We start from the raw sequence: 18,235 nt of genomic DNA, 5'->3' as shown, positions 1-18,235 counted from the left end.
AAGGAAATAGGTGAAAAAACAAACCTTTTTCCTTGAAAAATAATAAAAAATATGACGATGACGTATACGAATAGGGCGAAAAAAATTGTCCTATGAGCACGAGTAGGATATTGTATAAAGTAAAGAATGACACTTCTTGGAGGGAAAGTAATGAATGATACAAAAGTGCAATACTTAGAAAATGTGCGGCAAGATTTTGAAACAAGTCCGTTTTGGACATTTGCAGGTTTACAGACACAAAAGTTGGAAGAAGGAAGTGTAGAATTATATCTTCCGTACCGTAAAGAATATGATAATGTACGTGGTACTATTCATGGCGGTATATATATGTCTGTTTTAGATACGACGATGGGTATGCTTTGTCGCTCGCTTGGTTCAGATGACGTAATGACTATTCAAATGGCGACACAATTTTTAAAGCCCGTTAAAGAAGAGGCTGTCTACTCAAGAGCATCCGTTATTAATCGAAGCCGTAGTACAGCGCTAGTAGAAGCAAAGTTATTTAATGAAAAAGATGAAATGGTTGCGCATTGTACAGCTACGTTTAAATTGAAGTAATTAGACATCCACGAAAGACCATCATCTATGGGTAGAGGTAGGTTTGCGCATGAATAAAAAAGCTTTGTATTTAGGATTGTTTACAGTTGTTGCGTGGGGTTCTAGTTTTGCAGCTATTCGAGTCAGTTTATTAGGAGGATACTCACCCGGTCATCTCGTGTTAACCCGTTTCGCAGTAGCCTCTCTAGTCTTTATTTTATATGCACTTTGGCCAGGTACGAAAATCCGTTTTCCAGCTTGGCGGGATATGTGGAAAATTTTATTATTAGGTTGGACAGGTATTAGTGTTTATCATTTTGGATTAACGTATGGTGAACAAACGGTTGCTGCCGGTACAGCAGGATTATTTATCGCAACAGTTCCAATTTTTACTACGATTATTGCTATCATTTTTTTGAAGGAACGAGTGAGTATATTAGGTTGGATAGGTATGGCTATTGGATTAGCGGGCGTGGCTTTAATTACAATCGGCAGTTCAGAAGGAGCTTTGGAAGTTTCCGTAGGTGCGTGGTTCATAATAGTAGCCGTCATCGCCACATCTTTCTTTTTCGTCTTTCAAAAGCCTTTATTTAAAAAATATACACCTATCGAGTTAACAGCTTACTTTACATGGGCAGGAACATTACCATTTCTATATTTTACGCCAGGCATCATAAATGAAATTCAAGGGGCTACGATGGAAGCTACACTCGCTACTATATATATGGGAATTATTCCTGCTACTATTGCTTATGTTACATGGTCTACAGCGCTATCCATTGCAGATGCCGGAGCTGTTTCCAGTTTACTTTACATAGAACCGGTCGTAGCGATTGTAGTGGCGTGGGTGTGGTTACAGGAATTACCGAGTGTTTTGTCCACAGTTGGAGGAATAATTGCGATTGTCAGTGTGATTGCAGTGAACTGGGAAACGATGAGAAGGCGACCAGCACTACGTTAAAAGACAGCCAAGTATGTTCACTCGGCTGTCAATCGGTGGATTATACTTTTGGAACAAATGTTTCACAATCTGTTTCTGCTGAATTTTTTGCTTTTTCACCTTTTCTTGTAACCACTCGAATTTCTTCTGCCCGACATTTGTTACCAGATGCCCAAAAGTTACAGTTTGTCACTTCGCATAGTACGTCTTTTGCCAATTGACCCACCTCCTTTTTTATACGATGCCCAAATAGTTGATGTTTATACAGGCATGTGTAGAGGAGTATATTTAGTGAAAGTTTGGAGGAGAGTATATGGTGAAAATACAGGATATCGATACGCCGCGCTTACAAAACTACTTACAATTTGTGCGTGATCCTATCGCTTTCTTTACACGTGTTCAACCACTCGGAGATGTCATTTCATTGAAAACAGGGGTGTCTCCAACATTTGTGGTGAACAGTCCGGAAGCGATTCGTGAAATTCTGATTCGGCATGATTCGTCATTTGTCAAAGGGAGAACTACGACCGTTTTACAAAGAACAGTAGGTGAAGGGGTACTGACTTCGGAAAGTGTAAAGCATGCTGCACAAAAGAAATATATCCAACCAGCATTTTATAAAGAATCCCTTGAGCGCTACGCATATGCCATTATAGACGAAACAGAAAAAGTAGCTGAGCGTGTAGAGAAAGAGCGTATGTGCGATATACATAGTGTGATGATGGAATTAACATTGTCGATTATTACGCGAACGATGTTTTCGACAGATGTTTCAGGAGAGGAAAAAAGACTGGCGGATGCGGTAACGACTACGATTGAGGAAAGCGTCAATATTTTATTCAGTCCAGTTATCATTCCTGCATCGATCCCAACAAAATCTAATCAGCGCCATAAAGAAGCGATTCAAACACTGGAAGAGATGATTGAGGATGTACTACATGCGGCGAAAGATCATCCTGATTGGTTCCAAGGGACACTTTTAGGTATGATGCGGGCTGTGACTGATGAAGAGGGCAATCGTCTGCCTGATAAAGAAGTGCGTGATCAAATGATGACAATGCTTCTAGCAGGGCATGAGACAACTGCAAATTTACTTGCATGGCTATTTGCGGAAATTGCGAGTCATGAAAAAGTGGAACGACAATTAGTGGAAGAATTAATGAACGCCGATTTGGCTGGAAGTCCTTTTTTATGGATGCAGAAATTACCTTACGTACAACAGATTATTGAAGAAGGGTTACGTCTGTATCCGCCAGCGTGGCTAATTTACAGGGAATTGGCAGAGCCGCAAGAGATGTTTGGAAAAACGTTCAAAAAAGGCAGTACGTTTATGATTTGTCCGTATGCCATTCATCGAAATGAAGAAGTATTTCCACAACCAGAATTATTTGATCCGGACAGATTTGCTGCAGGCAACCGCTACGCACCTTTTAGTTATGTTCCTTTTGGCGGTGGATCAAGAAGCTGTATCGGTTCAAGATTTGCGATGCTTGAATCCACACTCATTATAGCCGTGTTATATAAGCGTTTTACTTTTCGTAACGTACGTGACCATGCACCTATTCCCGAGCCGTTGATTTCCTTACGTATTCAAGATGGTTGGCCAATGGAAGCATGTAGACGACAATAGCAGAATGGTGTAGTAAATAAATCTGGCAGAGAAAAACAACTAGTCGATCCCTGCCAGTTTTCAGTCAGTAACAAAAAGATTTCTTCTCCTTCCTTACCAAAAAACGCGGGATAAAACGCAACGAAACGACATACCTAACGTCTCCACTACTCTCATCCGTCGAACTCCCACCATCTAGAAACAACAATTAAATGATACCCACAGTAACGATTCTCCCCATTAACCACTATACTTAAAACAGCACAGTTATATCCAAAAAAAGAACTGTCACAAAAAATCAGTCGCTACTGACTTCTTGGACAGCTCTTTACATTCAATACGTCAAATAAACACTACAGCTTCTTTCGGTGTCGGCAACTCCACAATTCGCTGGACTTCTGTGCCTTCTAACGTTTCCTCTTTATATAACGCGTTCACTAATTCCTCAAACTGATAAGCATGTTCCGTAAGTAACGTTTCAGTTTTCTGTGCAGCTTGGTTAAAAAGCATCTGCATTTTTTCTTCTTTTTCAGCTTTATTGAAAATCAAGGAAAATCCATCTTGGAAAATCCCGGTATTGACCATACGTTCTAAAATATCTTTCGCTTGCTCTACATCACCGCTGACACCAATGCTATGTTCACCCAAATACAGGCGTTCAGCGATACCACCGGCCAAAATCATACTCACTTGATCGAGTAATTCACTGGCTGTCGATAAATGCAGTTCCTTTTGAATAGGGGCTACATAACCGAGTGCTTGTCCTCTCGGAATAATAGTCGCTTTCCGTACAGAACCCGGTTTTGTAATAGCGGCAATCAGCGCGTGGCCAGACTCATGAATCGCAACACGACGTTTCGTCTCTTGATCATTCAATGTTCGTGCTGTATTTCCTAGAATTGTACGATCAATTGCAAAATCCAAGTCATGTTTTTCAATTAATGTACGACCTTCACGAATAGCACGACGGCTAGCAGTTTCAAATAATCCGCTAATTTCAGCTCCAGAAAAACCAGATGTGCTTTCAGCTAGCGTATCCAGTGAAGCAGCAACATTTGGCGCGAGGGTTTTTCCATTCGTATGAATGTCGATAATTTCACGACGTCCCTTCGTGTCGGGCAGTTGGACATTAAATGTAAAATCAATACGACCAGGACGTAAAAATGCATCGTCAAGTAAATCTTTTCTATTAGTTGCGGCAATAAATAGAATGCCATCATTGTCTTGACCACCGTCTAGTTGGACAAGTAGTTCAGTTAATGTTTTTTCTGCTTCATCTCCGCCATGTTCTTTTCGTTTTGCAGCTAGCGCATCCACTTCGTCAATAAATATGACAGCTGGAGTTTGTTTGCGAGCATTTTGGAAAAGTGTGCGTACACGAGACGCACCAACTCCGACAAAAAGTTCTGTGAATGCTGCGCCGCTTGAAGAATAAAAGGTAGCGCCGATTTCTTTCGCCATTGCTTGTGCGAGCAAAGTCTTACCCGTTCCTGGAGGTCCGTAAAGTAAGATTCCTTTTGGCAATTCGATATTCATCTCTTTCGCAACTTTAGGATTTTTAAAGATTTCTAACGTTTGTGAAATTTCATCTTTCATCTCAGGAGGAATTCCACCAATGTCATCCAATGTAATATCTGGAAGAGGGGTCGCCTTTGATGCCTGGTGTTTCATACCTGACGCACCGATGTTCAGTTTTCCTTTTTTATGAAGGATGAATAGTGTGAGCATAGCAGTCAGTAAAAGACCGCTAATGACCCAGCCGCCTACTGAGTTTGCTGTTTTGTATTGATACGATATATTGTACTTCTGGACGAGATCATCCACTAAAGTACTTTGTGGACGAACCATCGTAATATAGGATTGGTTATTGATTGAGATAGAAAGTTCACCATCGGCTGTTTCTTTTAATAGCAGCGCATCGCCTGAATGTGAAGCGATCAATCGTTCCATCTCGGCAAAAGAGACTTCTTTTCCACCAGCTCCCTGAAAGTAATTCCACGTGACCCCTGCAGCGATTGCCGTGACAAAAAGGACGATGAGTAAAATCTTAGATGCTAGCTTAGATATAGGCTTCAAAGTCGGCGACAGCTCCTTTTGTAAGTTAGAATACATTATAATAAAAAAACGCTAGTTTGAATAGTCTATTCGGACGAAAGAAGTTACAGTTTTATAACAGTGAAAAAGAATACCCGACTATCTGATCATATAACATATACGAAAAGCCCTAGAATCTGAGAGCATCTCAGTTTCTAGGGCTTCATTTCATTTAGGATAAATATCTTGCAACACAGCAAATCCGTCTTTTACTTTCATCTCTGCAAGTAACTTGCCGCGTTGTGAAAGTTTCTCCAATTCAGTACCGGTATTTTCCGATACATAAAAGCGATCGGGAAGGAAATCAGCATAATATACAGTATGGCTACCGTCATAAGGTTCTCCATAATAATACATCGTTCCTTCTAAATACAAATCGTCACTCGGCTTTTTATCGGTTATCATTTTTAAACCATACAGTTCTTCACTATTTTGTCGTTCAAGCACAGCATATACTTTTAAATTTCCAGAGTACTTCGAAGTCAGTTTGTCAAGAAGTGCAGGCTCTATGGAATCTGGACCAAACTCTTCAATAGCGAATTGCAATTGCACGTAATCTCCGTATAAAATATCGCGAGGATCTACTGGAATAGTTTCCAACAAAACTGTCTCGCCTTTATTCACTGTCCACAAAGGTTTCCATGTCATAGATACCAAAAGCAAGATAGGGACAATTAGCGCGATCAGAAATAGGTTTCGTTTATTCTTCATGACGCTTCACCGTCTCTCGCCGAGATTTTTCAAACCAGAAACCAAATCCAATTAATATCAATCCACCAATAATAAAGAATAGAGACTTTGGCATAAAGTCATAAGAGATATCAGCGTAATACCGATAGATTAATCCACAAGTAATCAGAATGGCAGGTAAACTATCGTTCTTTAGAAAGTAAATTAGCAAAATAATGAATAGAGCAGCGAAAACATAAGGAGCAACCGTCTCTACGTTCAGTGTTTCCCATGCATACTCAAATGTTAACGTAATCCCTGCAATACCATACAGCACGGAACCGACCCAAGTGGACGCTGTTTTGTAGCGCTTAAATGGATAGAGGACTAGGAACACCCCCCCGACGAAAACAAGAAATAAAGAAATCCATTCATCGAGACCGAATGATTCCAATAGATTGACTACAAAAGCTGTCGTTACGAGAACAGCCATGACAAATAGTGAAGATTTTTGACCAAGTCTCTTCTCGTTCATCCAAAACAATATCGGAATCAATAGCAACAACCAATAAGGAGTGCTGGAAATGCTAGCGAAAGATGAAAAACTATAGACGATTAAAAAGGCACTTGCGAAAACCGCCACTAACTGATCTCGTAAGTAGTATGCAAGTGGTAAAATTCCGATGGCCCACAATAAAAAGTCTGTGTAGACGGTATGTTGTAAATGGAAACTTTGACCGATAAGAAAGATTCCGGCCCCATAGACTGCAGCTCCGATGTAAAACATGCTTTTAGCAGTTTTCTCATAATTATCCTCAAGCACATGACCGACAATATAAAATAAAATTAAAGAAAAAACGATTAAGCCGAATTTGAAGAATGGCGTCATGCCTGCCCAGTTACCCGCAATAAAGCTTAAAATTCCGACCCCTATAAGAATAGCTCCAAATACGAGTAATACTCTGACGAAATTGGTAGAGCCTCTCGGTTCGTAAAGGGCTAATAGATCCCTGGCATCTTTGGAATCCAATCTTCCTTGCTGCTGCAAATAGCGGAACTCATTTTCCAGAAATCTATATTCTGGCTTGCTGACTTTTCTTTTCACTATAAAAAACCTCCTTTCAACCTTTAGTAAGTAGTCGCGATATATCGCGATATGTTACAACTATCATAACATTTTTATTATTTTAAGTCGAAAATTACTAAAATATGTTTTTTCCTTTAACTTCCTATTGACATTATTTTGAGAACGATTATCATTGATAAAAAAGAAGTGGGAAGTGGGATTTTAATGAGAAGAAAAATAGTAGGTACACTTGCATTAACAGCTAGTATTCTATTGGCAGCTTGCGGTACGGATTCTAATGCAGATAAAACTAACCCGACTGAATCAACTAATGTAGCTGATTTAACAGTGGAGACAGATGCTTATAAAAAATTTGCATTGGAACAGATGGACCAATTCGTAATCGAGACAGAGAAGTTTGTGACGGCTGTGAAAACTGGACAATTGGAAGAGGCGAAAGCGATATATCCACTTGCGCGCATGTATTTTGAACGTTCCGAACCGATTGCAGAGAGTTTTGGCGATTTGGATCCAAGAATTGATGCACGTTTAGCTGATGTTCAAGAAGAAGGTCAAGGAGAAGAAGAGTGGTCTGGATATCATAAAATTGAATACGGTCTGTGGGTAGAAAAGACGACAGAAGGCTATGCCGAAGTCGCTGATCAATTATTAAAAGATGCCAAAGAATTACGGGCGCGTGTTGAAACGGTAGAAGTTTCTCCAGATTTAATGATTACAGGAGCTGTCGACCTTTTGAACGAAGTCTCTACTTCTAAAATTACCGGTGAAGAAGAAATTTATTCGCATACAGATTTATATGACTTTAAAGCCAATATAGAAGGTGCGGAGAAAATATTTGAAATATTGAAAGACAAAATGGTAGCGAAAGATCAGGCGCTTGTAGATGAGTTAGAAAGTAAATTCGCAACGATCAATGAATTGCTTGAGAAATATAAAGATGGATCTGATGGCTATATATCCTATGAACAGTTAACACAAGAAGATACAAAAGCTTTATCGGAAGCTGTTAATCAATTAGGTGAACCATTAAGTATGATGGGCATCGTAATGGAGTGAGTGACATGTCAGAAGAAAAATTTTTCGAAAAGAAAATTTCACGTCGTCAAATGTTGAAGTATACAGGGGCAGGTGCAGCGGGAGTAGTTATCGGCGCTTCAGGTCTAGGCAGTGTACTCAATGTTTTCGGTATGGCTGTAGAAGAAGACAATCCACGTGCGAAACATAAAATCAATTTTTATGGGAAGCATCAATCGGGGATCGCGACTGAATGTCAAAGTTACGTCTATTTCGCTTCGTTACATGTTTTGGTAAGTTCTCAGAAAGAGTTGATGGATCTATTCAAAATGTGGACTCCATTATCTGTTCGTATGATGAATGGAGAACAGATAGCGGATCCTTCTTCCAACCTGTTACTGCCGGCTAAAGACACTGGAGAAGCAGTCGGGTTGGATGCGATGAATTTAACGCTAACATTTGGCGTAGGACCTTCTTTATTCGAGAAAGATTCACTCGGATTAGCAGCAAAACGTCCGAAAGAGTTAAAAGACTTGCCGCATTTCCCTAAAGATCAACTAGATCCTGCCTATACAGGTGGCGACATTTGCATTCAGGCATGTGCCGATGATCCGCAAGTGGCGTTCCATGCCGTCCGTAATTTAGTGCGAGCCGCTTCCGGTAAAGTGAGTCTTAAGTGGACGCAGGCAGGATTCAATTCTTATCCGATGAAAGGTAAAAAGAAAGAAACGCCCCGCAATTTATTTGCTTTTAAAGATGGCTCAGTTAATCCGAACAGCACAAAAGAAGCGGAAATGAATGATGTTGTTTGGGTTGGTGCAGGAGACTCGAAAAATTGGATGACGAATGGCAGCTATCTAGCTGTAAGAAGAGTTCAAATGCATTTGGAAACTTGGGATCGGACAGCACTTCAAGAGCAGGAAGCGACATTTGGCAGACATCGTGATACAGGAGCTCCACTCGGAAAGCAAAAAGAGATGGAAAAGATGAACCTCGATGAAAAAGACGCCAACGGGGAGTATGTCATTGCCGAAAATTCCCATGTTCGATTAGCTATGCAAGCGAAAGAAAAAGTTTTCCGCCGTTCATTTTCCTATAGTTCGGGCGTTATGGATTCCACAGGAACATTTGATGCGGGCTTACTGTTTATTTCATTTCAAAAGCATCCAAAGCAATTTATCGCAATTCAAAATAGTTTTGGTCGGGAAGATAAATTAAATGAATATATTACTCATCGCGGCAGTGCGTTATTCGCTTGCTTCCCTGGAGTGCAAAAAGGGGGATTCATAGGTGAGACTCTCTTCTCAATTGTCTAAATGGATAGCCGTTCTATTCATCGCACTACTATTGCCTGTTCGTTCAGTGTTTGCAGAAACGAATTATAGTGATCTTTATATTTCTATTAGTGATGCAATTATGGAAACGAAGCAAGGACATGATACTGAAGCGGTGGACTCTATAAAAGAATTTGAAGCTATTTGGAAAGAGCAGCAACTAGAGTCGTCCAAACAATCCAAAGCGATCGATCAAGCGATTAAAGAGGCGCTAACGGCAACCCCTGAAACACGTGGTGATACGTTAAGCGCATTGTCGAAAGCCTTGCATACGTTGGAAAAAGCCGAGAATCCAGTGGATGAACTAGCAGAGCGCGAAACGTTCAGTAAAGCAATGGCGCCCGCACTATCCACATTAGAACAAGCGATAGAATCCAAATCTTTAGAAGAAATTAAGCAAGCGAACCAACAATTTATATCGACTTGGACACGTAATGAACGCCCGGTTCGTGAACAGAGTATATCCGCCTATGGTGCGATCGAAACGAACATGGCATTCATGCGGATCACACTCGCGGAAGAAAATCCTGATAGTAGTGTCTTGCAAATGCAGTTTGAAGAATTGACAACTGTCATTGATCAATTTGTAAAAGGAACATTAAAAGAGCAGGCGGCAGAAGAGTACTCATTAGCCACTTTAATCGCATTACTGGATGATAGTTCTGAAGCGATAGAGTCTGGTAATTTGGAGCTTGCTAAAAATACATTACGTAACTTTATTCAAATTTGGCCGAATGTCGAAGGAGAAGTACGCACGAAAAATGCTTCTTTGTATACGATGCTGGAAAACGAGTTACCACTAATGATCGGTCAACTGACGAATCGTGGATATGATACTGAGAAAGCTGCGCAACAATTGAAAGGCTTTACACAGCAAATTGCTTTATTACAGACGAATGATAGCTTTAGCTTTTGGGATTCTGCATTAATTTTATTGCGAGAAGGATTAGAAGCATTGCTGATCATTGTGGCATTGCTATCGTTTTTGACATCTGCCAATCAGCAATCAAAACGTAAATGGGTATATATCGGTGCGTTGGCGGGACTCCTACTAAGTATTGTGGCGGCCATTATGATGTCCACTGTTTTGCAATCTGTGACAATTGGCAATGACCGTGAAAAGATGGAAGGGTACGTTGGGCTAATCGCTGCGGCGTTAATGCTAGGTGTCGGAGTTTGGATGCATCAAAAATCTTCTGTTGCGTCATGGAATCGCTATATTTCTAAACAGATGGGACAAGCGATTTCCAAAGGCAGCGTACTTGCTATGGCGTCGGTCAGTTTCCTTTCCGTTTTTCGTGAAGGGGCGGAAACCCTTGTCTTTTATGCTGGAATCGCGCCTAAAATGTCTACTGTGGAGTTTATAGCAGGTATTATACTAGCATTAATCATTCTTTCTATCGTAGCTGTAATCTTTACGAAAGTCAGTCATAAAATTCCGATACATCGTTTTTTTGCAGTAGCTACTATTTTGATCTACATACTAGCATTCAAAATAATCGGTGTTAGCTTACACACATTACAATTAACAAATGTTATCGGTACAACGGTTCAGCCCAATCTGCCGATTATCGATTGGATTGGTTTTTATCCAACGAACGAAACTATTCTTGCACAACTATGTTTATTATTTTTCATTGGAGTAGCTATTTGGTTGAAGAAAAGAAACAAACAGCCGAAAATGGAATTAATGAATAAATAACACACGTAAAGTGAGTTAAGCGATAGCAAGAAGCAGAAGACTGTAATACAAGTGACTATTTTGATCGGATGGAGTGACGCTGATTTAGAGTGTCTTGCGGCTTGCGCTTCCAGACGATACGCTATATTATTTCACCTATTTGAGAAACGAAAGGCTAGAGACAAAATATTGCTTTACTAAAGCATGAAGGATATCGACTTCATGCTTTTTTTGTATCTAGTTATATTCCATCTAGATTATTTATAACCTATCTAAAAAATCTGTAATATCTAACTTTAATCAAAAACCTACTTGACTAATAGGATTAATCATAATACAATGAAATCATCTTTAACATAGTTGTCATCAAAGCGAATTTGTACGCTATCGATGAAACGAAGACAAAAGAGAATAATAAAATAGGGTGCGAGGGTGATGAATATGGCGTTACAAGTAACGAACAGTCCTTTTAGTGAAGAACAAGTAGAATTGCTTAATCGTCTACTGCCTAGTATTACGGTGTCACAGCAAAGTTGGTTGAGTGGGTATTTAACTGCTGCGAGTGGATCTGCTTCTGCGAATGCTGGAGTTGCTGTGCTAGAACGTCCGACGGTAGAAGTTCCGACAGCAGTAAAAGAGATTACGATTTTATATGGTTCTCAGACAGGCAATGGTCAAGGGTTAGCTGAACAAGCAGCTGCCAAATTGAAAGAGCAGTCATTTGACGTAACTATTCAATCGATGAGCGATTTTAAGCCGAATGCTTTAAAGAAAATCGAACATCTACTATTAGTTGTTAGTACGCATGGAGAAGGAGATCCACCAGATACTGCACTTCCACTATACGAATTTTTGCATGGTCGTCGTGCACCGAAGTTGGATCATTTACATTATTCCGTACTAGCACTTGGAGATAGTTCTTATGAGTTTTTCTGTAAGACAGGTGCGGATTTCGATCAAAAGCTAACAGAGCTTGGCGCTAAACCATTAGCACCCCGTGTCGATTGTGATTTAGATTATGATGAACCAGCGGCACAATGGTTGGCCGCGGTAGAAGTTTCCCTGCAAATTCATACGGGGGGACAATCAGCAGCCGCTACGTTAGAAGTAGAAAGTGCAACTCCTTCGCAATATTCACGTACCAATCCGTTTAGAGCGGAAGTATTAGAAAACATTAACTTGAATGGTCGTGGATCAAATAAAGAAACTCGACACGTAGAACTCTCCTTAGAAGGTTCAGGGTTGGAATATCAGCCTGGAGATAGTGTGGGGATTTTTCCAGAAAATAATTCCGAGTTAGTCGATGCAATTGTAGGTGAAGGGAATTGGAATCCTGATGAAACAGTTGAAATTAATTCGCAAGGAGAACGTCGTGCACTGCGTATTGCGTTACTGAACCACTTTGAAATAACTGTATTAACTAAACCGTTACTAGAAAAGTTATCAATCTATACAGAGTCAGAGAAACTAAAGAATTTGGTGAGTCCTGCAAATATAGAAGAATTACGTGCGTATATTGAAGGGCGTGACTTACTAGATGCATTGAATGATTTCGGACCTTTGTCTATTACAGAGCAACAGTTGGTCGGAATTTTACGTAAGTTACCTGCACGTCTTTACTCTATAGCAAGTAGTTTAGAAGCAAATCCAGAAGAGGTTCATTTAACGATAGGGGTTGTCCGTTACGAAGCGCATGGTCGTGACAGACAGGGTGTTTGTTCCATTCAATGTGCAGAAAACTTAGAGCCTGGAGATACACTACCAATCTATATTCACAAAAATGATAATTTCCGTCTACCGGAAAATTCTGAAACGCCAATAATTATGATCGGTCCTGGAACAGGAATTGCGCCATTCCGTTCATTCATTGAAGAGCGTAGTGAGACAGGAGCGGAAGGGAAGTCTTGGTTGTTTTTCGGAGATCAGCATTATGTCACAGATTTCCTATACCAGACAGAATGGCAAAACTATGTAAAAGATGGAGCATTAACAAAGCTAGATATAGCATTCTCGCGTGATACAGAAGAAAAAGTATATGTACAACATCGTATGAAGCAAGCTAGTCAAGAATTGTACCAATGGATTGAAGAAGGTGCAGTCATTTATGTTTGTGGAGACGAGCAGTATATGGCGAAAGACGTACACGCGACGTTATTAGAAATTATTCAAGAACAAGGCGGTCAGACGCTCGAGGAAGCTGAGCAATTGATGACGCAATTAATCCAAGAAAAACGCTATCAACGCGATGTTTATTAATCGAGTGGAAAAGGGAGTGGGAACATGTCTTCAACAACAAAACCGGTTCATATACAAGATGGACCACCAAGTGATGTAGAAGAAATTAAAATTGAAAGTGATTACCTTCGTGGGAATTTAATCGAGACAATGGCTGATTCAATCAGTGCCGGTATTCCCGAAGATGATAATCGTTTGATGAAATTCCACGGTAGTTACTTACAAGATGATCGTGATTTGCGAACAGAGCGCCAGCGTCAAAAGCTAGAGCCAGCGTACCAGTTTATGATACGTGTTCGAACGCCAGCAGGATTTGCAACTCCGAAACAATGGTTGGTTATGGATAACTTAGCACATAAATATGGTAATGGCACATTGAAGTTGACTACCCGTCAAGCTTTCCAAATGCACGGTATTCTAAAATGGAATATGAAAAAGAATATTCAAGAAATGAACGATGCATTGTTAGATTCCATTGCTGCTTGTGGAGATGTTAACAGAAACGTAATGTGTAGTCCGAATCCGAATGAGTCTCCTGTACATGCGGAAGTCTACGAATGGGCAAAGAGATTAAGTGATGATTTGTTGCCACAAACAAATGCCTATCATGAAATTTGGTTGGATGAGGAGAAAGTAATCGACAGTACAGAAGGTGTAGAAGTAGAACCGGTGTATGGCGCGACGTATTTGCCAAGAAAGTTTAAGATCGGTATCGCTGTTCCACCGATGAACGATATAGATGTATTTTCTCAAGATATCGGATTAATCGCTATTGTTGAGGAAGGAAAATTGACTGGATTCAACGTAGTTGTCGGTGGAGGTATGGGAATGGCGCATGGAGATGAGCAAACCTACCCACAACTTGCTCGTTCGATCGGTTTCACTCCGGCTGATCAAGTGGTAGAAGTGGCAAAACACTTAATGATGATTCAGCGCGATAATGGTAATCGTTCGGTGCGAAAGTATGCGCGTTTTAAATATACAATTGACTCTCGTGGAATTGACTGGCTGATTGGTGAACTACATAGCCGTTTAGGCTGGGAATTGGAGCAAGCTCGTCCGTATCATTTTGATCATAATGGAGATCGTTACGGTTGGGTGGAAGCAACGAATGATCGTTGGAACTACACATTCTTTATAGAAAACGGTCGTGTCCGTGATACGGAAAATTATAAGCTGATGACGGCTTTACGTGAAATTGCAGAAATTCATACAGGTGATTTCCGCTTGAGTCCAAATCAAAACTTGGTTCTTGGTGATGTAACGACTGCTAATAAGAAAAACGTCGAAGAAATCATTGCTCGCTATGATTTAGAGAATACTACTGAACAGTCGGCACTACGCCGAAATTCAATGGCTTGTGTATCATTGCCGACTTGTGGTTTAGCAATGGCCGAAGCAGAGCGTTACTTACCTTCATTGATAACAAAAATCGAAGGACTACTTGACGAAGCGGGACTAGGTGATGAGGAAATTGTCACACGCATGACAGGTTGCCCGAACGGTTGTGCACGCCCAGCAATTGCTGAACTAGGGTTTATAGGAAAAGGCCCTGGGAAGTATAATATGTACTTAGGCGGCGGCTTTACTGGACAACGTTTAAGTAAAATTTATCGTGAAAATATTGGCGAGACGGAAATTTTAGCTGAACTAGGACCAATATTGAAACGATATGCAGTAGAACGTGAAGAAGGCGAGCATTTCGGAGACTTCGTGATCCGCGCTGGCATCGTTGCTGAAACAACTGACGGAACGAACTTCCATACAGTATAAGAAGAAGCTTACAAATTGACTGCACCTTCATTGGTAGATGAAACTAACAATGAAGGTGCAGTTTTGCCATGGAGAAATACGTATATGCTGATTTACAGTTTGTCAAAATTGATACGACGGATATACAAGTGTACTCGTATCATCGAACACAGCGATCGCAAAGTTCTTTCGTGCATGTATGTTGAAGTATCGAAGCTTTAGAAGGCGTTGGCGGATGGATTGCAAGATCATGCATTTCAGACTTCTGCTGTCTCTTATCGAATCGGAGCTTGAATTGATGAAGCGCAAAAAGTGTGATGACGGACTCCAGCAACGCAACAAAGAAGAGGAAAGGGGTGTTTTTGCGGTAGAAGTTTGCGGAATCTAAGCAACAGGCAATTGATGAAATCAAACTATAAAAGTTAGGATGATACAAAAAATGCAGTCGGTTCGTAAGAATGATTACATAAAAACAACTCATCAAGTAAGAGCAAATGAGCACTTACCGAATGAGTTGTTTTTGTTCTAAAGGAAATGTTTCTTGTAATTCATTGAGAAAGGTCTGACGCTCTTCCTGATTGTGTAAGTAAATCGGTTCAACGGCTTCCTTTAACCAGTTTCTGCGTTCTGTACGATCTGTTATTTGTTGTTTTACATACAATCTCACGTCCGCAAGAAAGTCTAAGTAGTCCTCATATCGTTCATCATACGTTTCTGCAATCTCTGTACGTATTTTTTTTGCAAGTGAAGGACTGGCACCGCTCGTTGATACACTAATGATCAACTTTCCTCTTGTAGTGACTGCAGGGATTTGCGCTGTACCTAATGAAGGGTTGGAAGCGTGGACGACGAGCTTACCATTTGCTTTTAATCGTATCGCCAATTGATCATTGACTTCTTCATTGTCAGTTACTAATAATGTCAGGAAAGCATCTGCTACATCATTCCAGTCCGCTTCTTTTTGAATAAGTTGAACGGTTCCTTCTTCAGCTAATTCCAAAAGGGGAGGATGAAAGGTGGGGCTAACAATAATCGGACGAATAGCGAATCGATGTAAATTGAGCACTTTGTGATAGGCTACATGACCGCCGCCAATCACTACTACTTTTGAATTTTTCAAACTCTCAAGCATGATGGGGAACATTCAATCCACTCTCCTTTCTCGCTGCTTCATCGGCCCTTTCGTTTAAAATAGTATGAATCGCAGGATCATATCCGAGCGCTGGACATAGATGAATTACGGTGTTGGTTTCTAGTTTTCTGACCGTACGTTCAATCGTTTTCATCAAAATACCTGTGAATAATAAATAAGGTAAAATATAGAGATCTTTAGGATTCTTCTCGAGCAACTTGCTAAGTTCATCTTCATAATGCGGTTCACATGCAGCTAAATATCCGACACTCACATGTAGTAAGCCGGTCTTTTCTTGAAACAAGCGCTGGATTTCTGCAAAATCTTCTAACGTCGCTGGATCACTACTTCCTCGTCCGATGATTAAAACAGTAGCATCGTTTGGGATCACGTCGGATGTCTCATGAAGTCGATCGATTAATACATCTACCATACGAGAATCTACTCCAATAGGATCTCCGTAATATAAAGGAATATGAGGGTAGGCTTTCATCACTTCTTGTAACTCTGTAGGAATGTCGATATTCGCATGGCCCGCACGCAATAGAAGGAATGGCAGTGCTACGATTTCAGAGGCACCTCGTTCAATACATCGAGCGACGCCTTCTGCGATAGACGGTTCTGCCAACTCTAAAAAACATGCTTCTTGGATGGGAGCGACATTCGTTTCCATAGTCTTCTCAATGAATGCCAAAGCAGCCTGCTGTCCTGCCTTCACCCGGCTGCCGTGGCAAATATATAAAATAGCTCTCATACGATCGCCTCATGTAAACGGCGTTCAACAGTTGATTCTTCAAACCACTGCAATTCATCACGTAAGCGGACAACTTCACCGATGACGATCATGCTAGGATTTGTAACGTTCTCTTCTTTTGCCACTTCTGTCATTGTGCTAAGCGTCGCAGTGACCGTACATTGGGTGTCTGTTGTACCCCAATGTATAAATGCGACAGGGGTATTCGGATCTTTTCCGTGATCGATCAGTTGTTTTTCAATATAAGGAAGATTGCTGATTCCCATGTAAATCGCAAGCGTATCAATACCTTTTGCAAGTGCTTGCCATTTCTCCGCTTCTTCTACACCTTCTTTTCGATGCCCAGTGACAATTGCGAATGATGCACTATACTCTCTATGCGTTACAGGAATTCCAGCATAAGCAGGAGCAGCGATTCCAGACGTTATGCCTGGAATCACTTCGAATGGAATGTGATGCTTTACCGCAAATGATGCTTCTTCACCACCACGACCGAATATGAACGGATCGCCGCCTTTTAGACGTACGACTTGCTTACCGAGCTTGGCATGTTTGACTAATAAAAAATTAATCATATCTTGTTGTACGAAATGATGTTTCGGTAGCTTCCCTACAAAAATTAATTCTGCATCAGTTTTTGCGTATTGCAGAATTTCTTGATTAATCAGTCTGTCATAGAGAATAACATCTGCTTGTTGTATCGCTTTTACTGCTTTCACAGTTAATAAATCGGGATCACCAGGACCCGCACCGACTAACCACACTTTTCCCATTCCAATCACTCCTCAGTTATTCCATTAATTAATCCATTTTTTATCACGTAAGTAGCCGATTAACTGTTCGACACACTCTTCAACTGTATATTTGTCAGTTTCTAACGTTAATTCAGGTGCTATAGGAGCTTCATATGGAGACGATATTCCCGTAAACTCTGGAATTACTCCTGCCCGTGCTTTTTCGTATAAACCTTTAGGATCGCGCTGTTCACACGCATCGAGTGGACAGCTAATATACACTTCAACAAATTCATCTTCTTCAACTAAGCGTCTGACACTATCACGATCTTCTTGGAAAGGAGAGATGAAAGCTGTAAAAACGAGTTGACCGCTGTCGATGAATAATTTAGATACTTCACCGATTCTTCTAATGTTTTCTTTACGTGCTTCATCCGAAAATCCGAGATCTTTATTCAAACCGTGTCGTACGTTGTCTCCGTCGAGTACATACGTGTTCGCGCCTAAATCATGTAATCGGCGGGCGGCTGCGTTGGCAATGGTAGATTTACCAGAACCAGAAAGTCCTGTGAAGTAAAGAACTGCGCTATGATGGCGGTTCTTTTCCCTTTGCTCTTGTTTGGATACTAATTGGTCATGCCATACAATATTTTTCGTCATGTT

16 protein-coding genes are annotated in these 18,235 nt (G+C 40.7%); 8 read left to right on the top strand and 8 right to left on the bottom strand.

Annotation, left to right across the window (positions count from 1 at the left end):
• Positions 1 to 150 precede the first annotated feature (150 nt).
• Complete coding sequence (locus DV702_RS09705) at positions 151 to 558, top strand: PaaI family thioesterase (protein WP_114924576.1); 408 nt, start codon at positions 151 to 153, stop codon at positions 556 to 558.
• A 49-nt stretch (positions 559 to 607) separates the two neighbouring features.
• Complete coding sequence (locus DV702_RS09700) at positions 608 to 1,498, top strand: DMT family transporter (RefSeq protein WP_114924575.1); 891 nt, start codon at positions 608 to 610, stop codon at positions 1,496 to 1,498.
• A gap of 40 nt (positions 1,499 to 1,538) precedes the next feature.
• Here DV702_RS09700 and DV702_RS09695 read toward each other — a convergent pair whose 3' ends face one another.
• On the bottom strand, positions 1,539 to 1,694 hold the full coding sequence (locus DV702_RS09695; RefSeq protein WP_114924574.1) for a DUF1540 domain-containing protein: 156 nt from the start codon (positions 1,692 to 1,694) through the stop codon (positions 1,539 to 1,541).
• Between the two features lie 96 nt (positions 1,695 to 1,790).
• Here DV702_RS09695 and DV702_RS09690 point away from each other — a divergent pair, with 96 nt between their 5' ends.
• The gene (locus DV702_RS09690) at positions 1,791 to 3,107 is read left to right on the top strand and encodes a cytochrome P450 (protein WP_114924573.1); all 1,317 of its coding nucleotides are present in this window, start codon (positions 1,791 to 1,793) and stop codon (positions 3,105 to 3,107) included.
• A gap of 321 nt (positions 3,108 to 3,428) precedes the next feature.
• Here DV702_RS09690 and DV702_RS09685 read toward each other — a convergent pair whose 3' ends face one another.
• The 3 genes from DV702_RS09685 to DV702_RS09675 all read right to left on the bottom strand — a co-directional run bounded on the left by DV702_RS09685 (position 3,429) and on the right by DV702_RS09675 (position 6,954).
• Positions 3,429 to 5,162 (bottom strand): AAA family ATPase, encoded by a 1,734-nt coding sequence (locus DV702_RS09685; protein WP_114924572.1) that lies wholly within the window; start codon positions 5,160 to 5,162, stop codon positions 3,429 to 3,431.
• A 186-nt stretch (positions 5,163 to 5,348) separates the two neighbouring features.
• On the bottom strand, positions 5,349 to 5,891 hold the full coding sequence (locus DV702_RS09680) for a GDYXXLXY domain-containing protein (RefSeq protein ID WP_114924571.1): 543 nt from the start codon (positions 5,889 to 5,891) through the stop codon (positions 5,349 to 5,351).
• A complete protein-coding gene (locus tag DV702_RS09675) occupies positions 5,881 to 6,954 on the bottom strand; it encodes a DUF2157 domain-containing protein (protein ID WP_162805770.1) in 1,074 nt (357 codons plus the stop codon). The genes DV702_RS09680 and DV702_RS09675 overlap by 11 nt, the downstream gene beginning before the upstream one ends.
• Before the next feature lie 186 nt (positions 6,955 to 7,140).
• Between DV702_RS09675 and efeO the strand changes: the two genes are divergently transcribed.
• From efeO to cysI, 5 genes are all read left to right on the top strand, one after another.
• A complete protein-coding gene (gene efeO / locus DV702_RS09670; RefSeq protein ID WP_114924569.1) occupies positions 7,141 to 7,992 on the top strand; it encodes an iron uptake system protein EfeO in 852 nt (283 codons plus the stop codon).
• Positions 7,989 to 9,266, top strand: a complete 1,278-nt coding sequence (gene efeB, locus DV702_RS09665; RefSeq protein WP_114924568.1) for an iron uptake transporter deferrochelatase/peroxidase subunit — start codon at positions 7,989 to 7,991, stop codon at positions 9,264 to 9,266. The genes efeO and efeB overlap by 4 nt, the downstream gene beginning before the upstream one ends.
• Positions 9,241 to 10,986, top strand: coding sequence for an FTR1 family iron permease (locus DV702_RS09660; protein ID WP_114924567.1), 1,746 nt, complete (start codon positions 9,241 to 9,243; stop codon positions 10,984 to 10,986). The genes efeB and DV702_RS09660 overlap by 26 nt, the downstream gene beginning before the upstream one ends.
• Positions 10,987 to 11,406: 420 nt before the next feature.
• Positions 11,407 to 13,221 carry an assimilatory sulfite reductase (NADPH) flavoprotein subunit gene (locus DV702_RS09655; RefSeq protein WP_114925894.1) on the top strand — a complete coding sequence of 605 codons (1,815 nt, stop codon included), beginning with the start codon at positions 11,407 to 11,409 and terminating at the stop codon, positions 13,219 to 13,221.
• Positions 13,222 to 13,245: 24 nt separating this feature from the next.
• Entirely contained in the window at positions 13,246 to 14,973 is a 1,728-nt protein-coding gene (gene cysI / locus DV702_RS09650) for an assimilatory sulfite reductase (NADPH) hemoprotein subunit (protein WP_114924566.1), read from the top strand.
• Between the two features lie 481 nt (positions 14,974 to 15,454).
• Here the strand turns inward: cysI and DV702_RS09645 are convergent, their stop codons facing one another.
• The 4 genes from DV702_RS09645 to cysC are packed head-to-tail and all read right to left on the bottom strand — an operon-like array spanning position 15,455 to position 18,232.
• A complete protein-coding gene (locus DV702_RS09645) occupies positions 15,455 to 16,096 on the bottom strand; it encodes a precorrin-2 dehydrogenase/sirohydrochlorin ferrochelatase family protein (protein ID WP_114924565.1) in 642 nt (213 codons plus the stop codon).
• The gene (locus tag DV702_RS09640) at positions 16,077 to 16,838 is read right to left on the bottom strand and encodes a sirohydrochlorin chelatase (RefSeq protein ID WP_114924564.1); all 762 of its coding nucleotides are present in this window, start codon (positions 16,836 to 16,838) and stop codon (positions 16,077 to 16,079) included. The genes DV702_RS09645 and DV702_RS09640 overlap by 20 nt, the downstream gene beginning before the upstream one ends.
• Positions 16,835 to 17,611 carry a uroporphyrinogen-III C-methyltransferase gene (cobA, locus tag DV702_RS09635; RefSeq protein ID WP_114924563.1) on the bottom strand — a complete coding sequence of 259 codons (777 nt, stop codon included), beginning with the start codon at positions 17,609 to 17,611 and terminating at the stop codon, positions 16,835 to 16,837. Before cobA ends, DV702_RS09640 begins: the two co-directional genes overlap by 4 nt.
• Positions 17,612 to 17,635: 24 nt before the next feature.
• Positions 17,636 to 18,232, bottom strand: a complete 597-nt coding sequence (gene cysC, locus DV702_RS09630) for an adenylyl-sulfate kinase (RefSeq protein WP_114924562.1) — start codon at positions 18,230 to 18,232, stop codon at positions 17,636 to 17,638.
• Between the last annotated feature and the right edge of the window lie 3 nt (positions 18,233 to 18,235).

The sequence above is a fragment of the Sporosarcina sp. PTS2304 genome, from assembly GCF_003351785.1.
Taxonomy (GTDB): domain Bacteria; phylum Bacillota; class Bacilli; order Bacillales_A; family Planococcaceae; genus Sporosarcina.
Note: the sequence above shows the minus strand (reverse complement) of the source record. Positions and strands in the feature narration are given on the sequence as shown.

What these genes read in the sequence shown, in the direction of transcription:
- DV702_RS09680 (WP_114924571.1), bottom strand. Translation starts at nt 5,891, where the DNA reads ATGAAGAATAAACGAAACCTATTTCTGATCGCGCTAATTGTCCCTATC.
- DV702_RS09640 (WP_114924564.1), bottom strand. Translation starts at nt 16,838, where the DNA reads ATGAGAGCTATTTTATATATTTGCCACGGCAGCCGGGTGAAGGCAGGA.
- cysC (WP_114924562.1), bottom strand. Translation starts at nt 18,232, where the DNA reads ATGACGAAAAATATTGTATGGCATGACCAATTAGTATCCAAACAAGAG.
- cysI (WP_114924566.1), top strand. Translation starts at nt 13,246, where the DNA reads ATGTCTTCAACAACAAAACCGGTTCATATACAAGATGGACCACCAAGT.
- cobA (WP_114924563.1), bottom strand. Translation starts at nt 17,611, where the DNA reads ATGGGAAAAGTGTGGTTAGTCGGTGCGGGTCCTGGTGATCCCGATTTA.
- DV702_RS09690 (WP_114924573.1), top strand. Translation starts at nt 1,791, where the DNA reads ATGGTGAAAATACAGGATATCGATACGCCGCGCTTACAAAACTACTTA.
- DV702_RS09655 (WP_114925894.1), top strand. Translation starts at nt 11,407, where the DNA reads ATGGCGTTACAAGTAACGAACAGTCCTTTTAGTGAAGAACAAGTAGAA.
- efeO (WP_114924569.1), top strand. Translation starts at nt 7,141, where the DNA reads ATGAGAAGAAAAATAGTAGGTACACTTGCATTAACAGCTAGTATTCTA.
- DV702_RS09705 (WP_114924576.1), top strand. Translation starts at nt 151, where the DNA reads ATGAATGATACAAAAGTGCAATACTTAGAAAATGTGCGGCAAGATTTT.
- DV702_RS09700 (WP_114924575.1), top strand. Translation starts at nt 608, where the DNA reads ATGAATAAAAAAGCTTTGTATTTAGGATTGTTTACAGTTGTTGCGTGG.
- DV702_RS09645 (WP_114924565.1), bottom strand. Translation starts at nt 16,096, where the DNA reads ATGTTCCCCATCATGCTTGAGAGTTTGAAAAATTCAAAAGTAGTAGTG.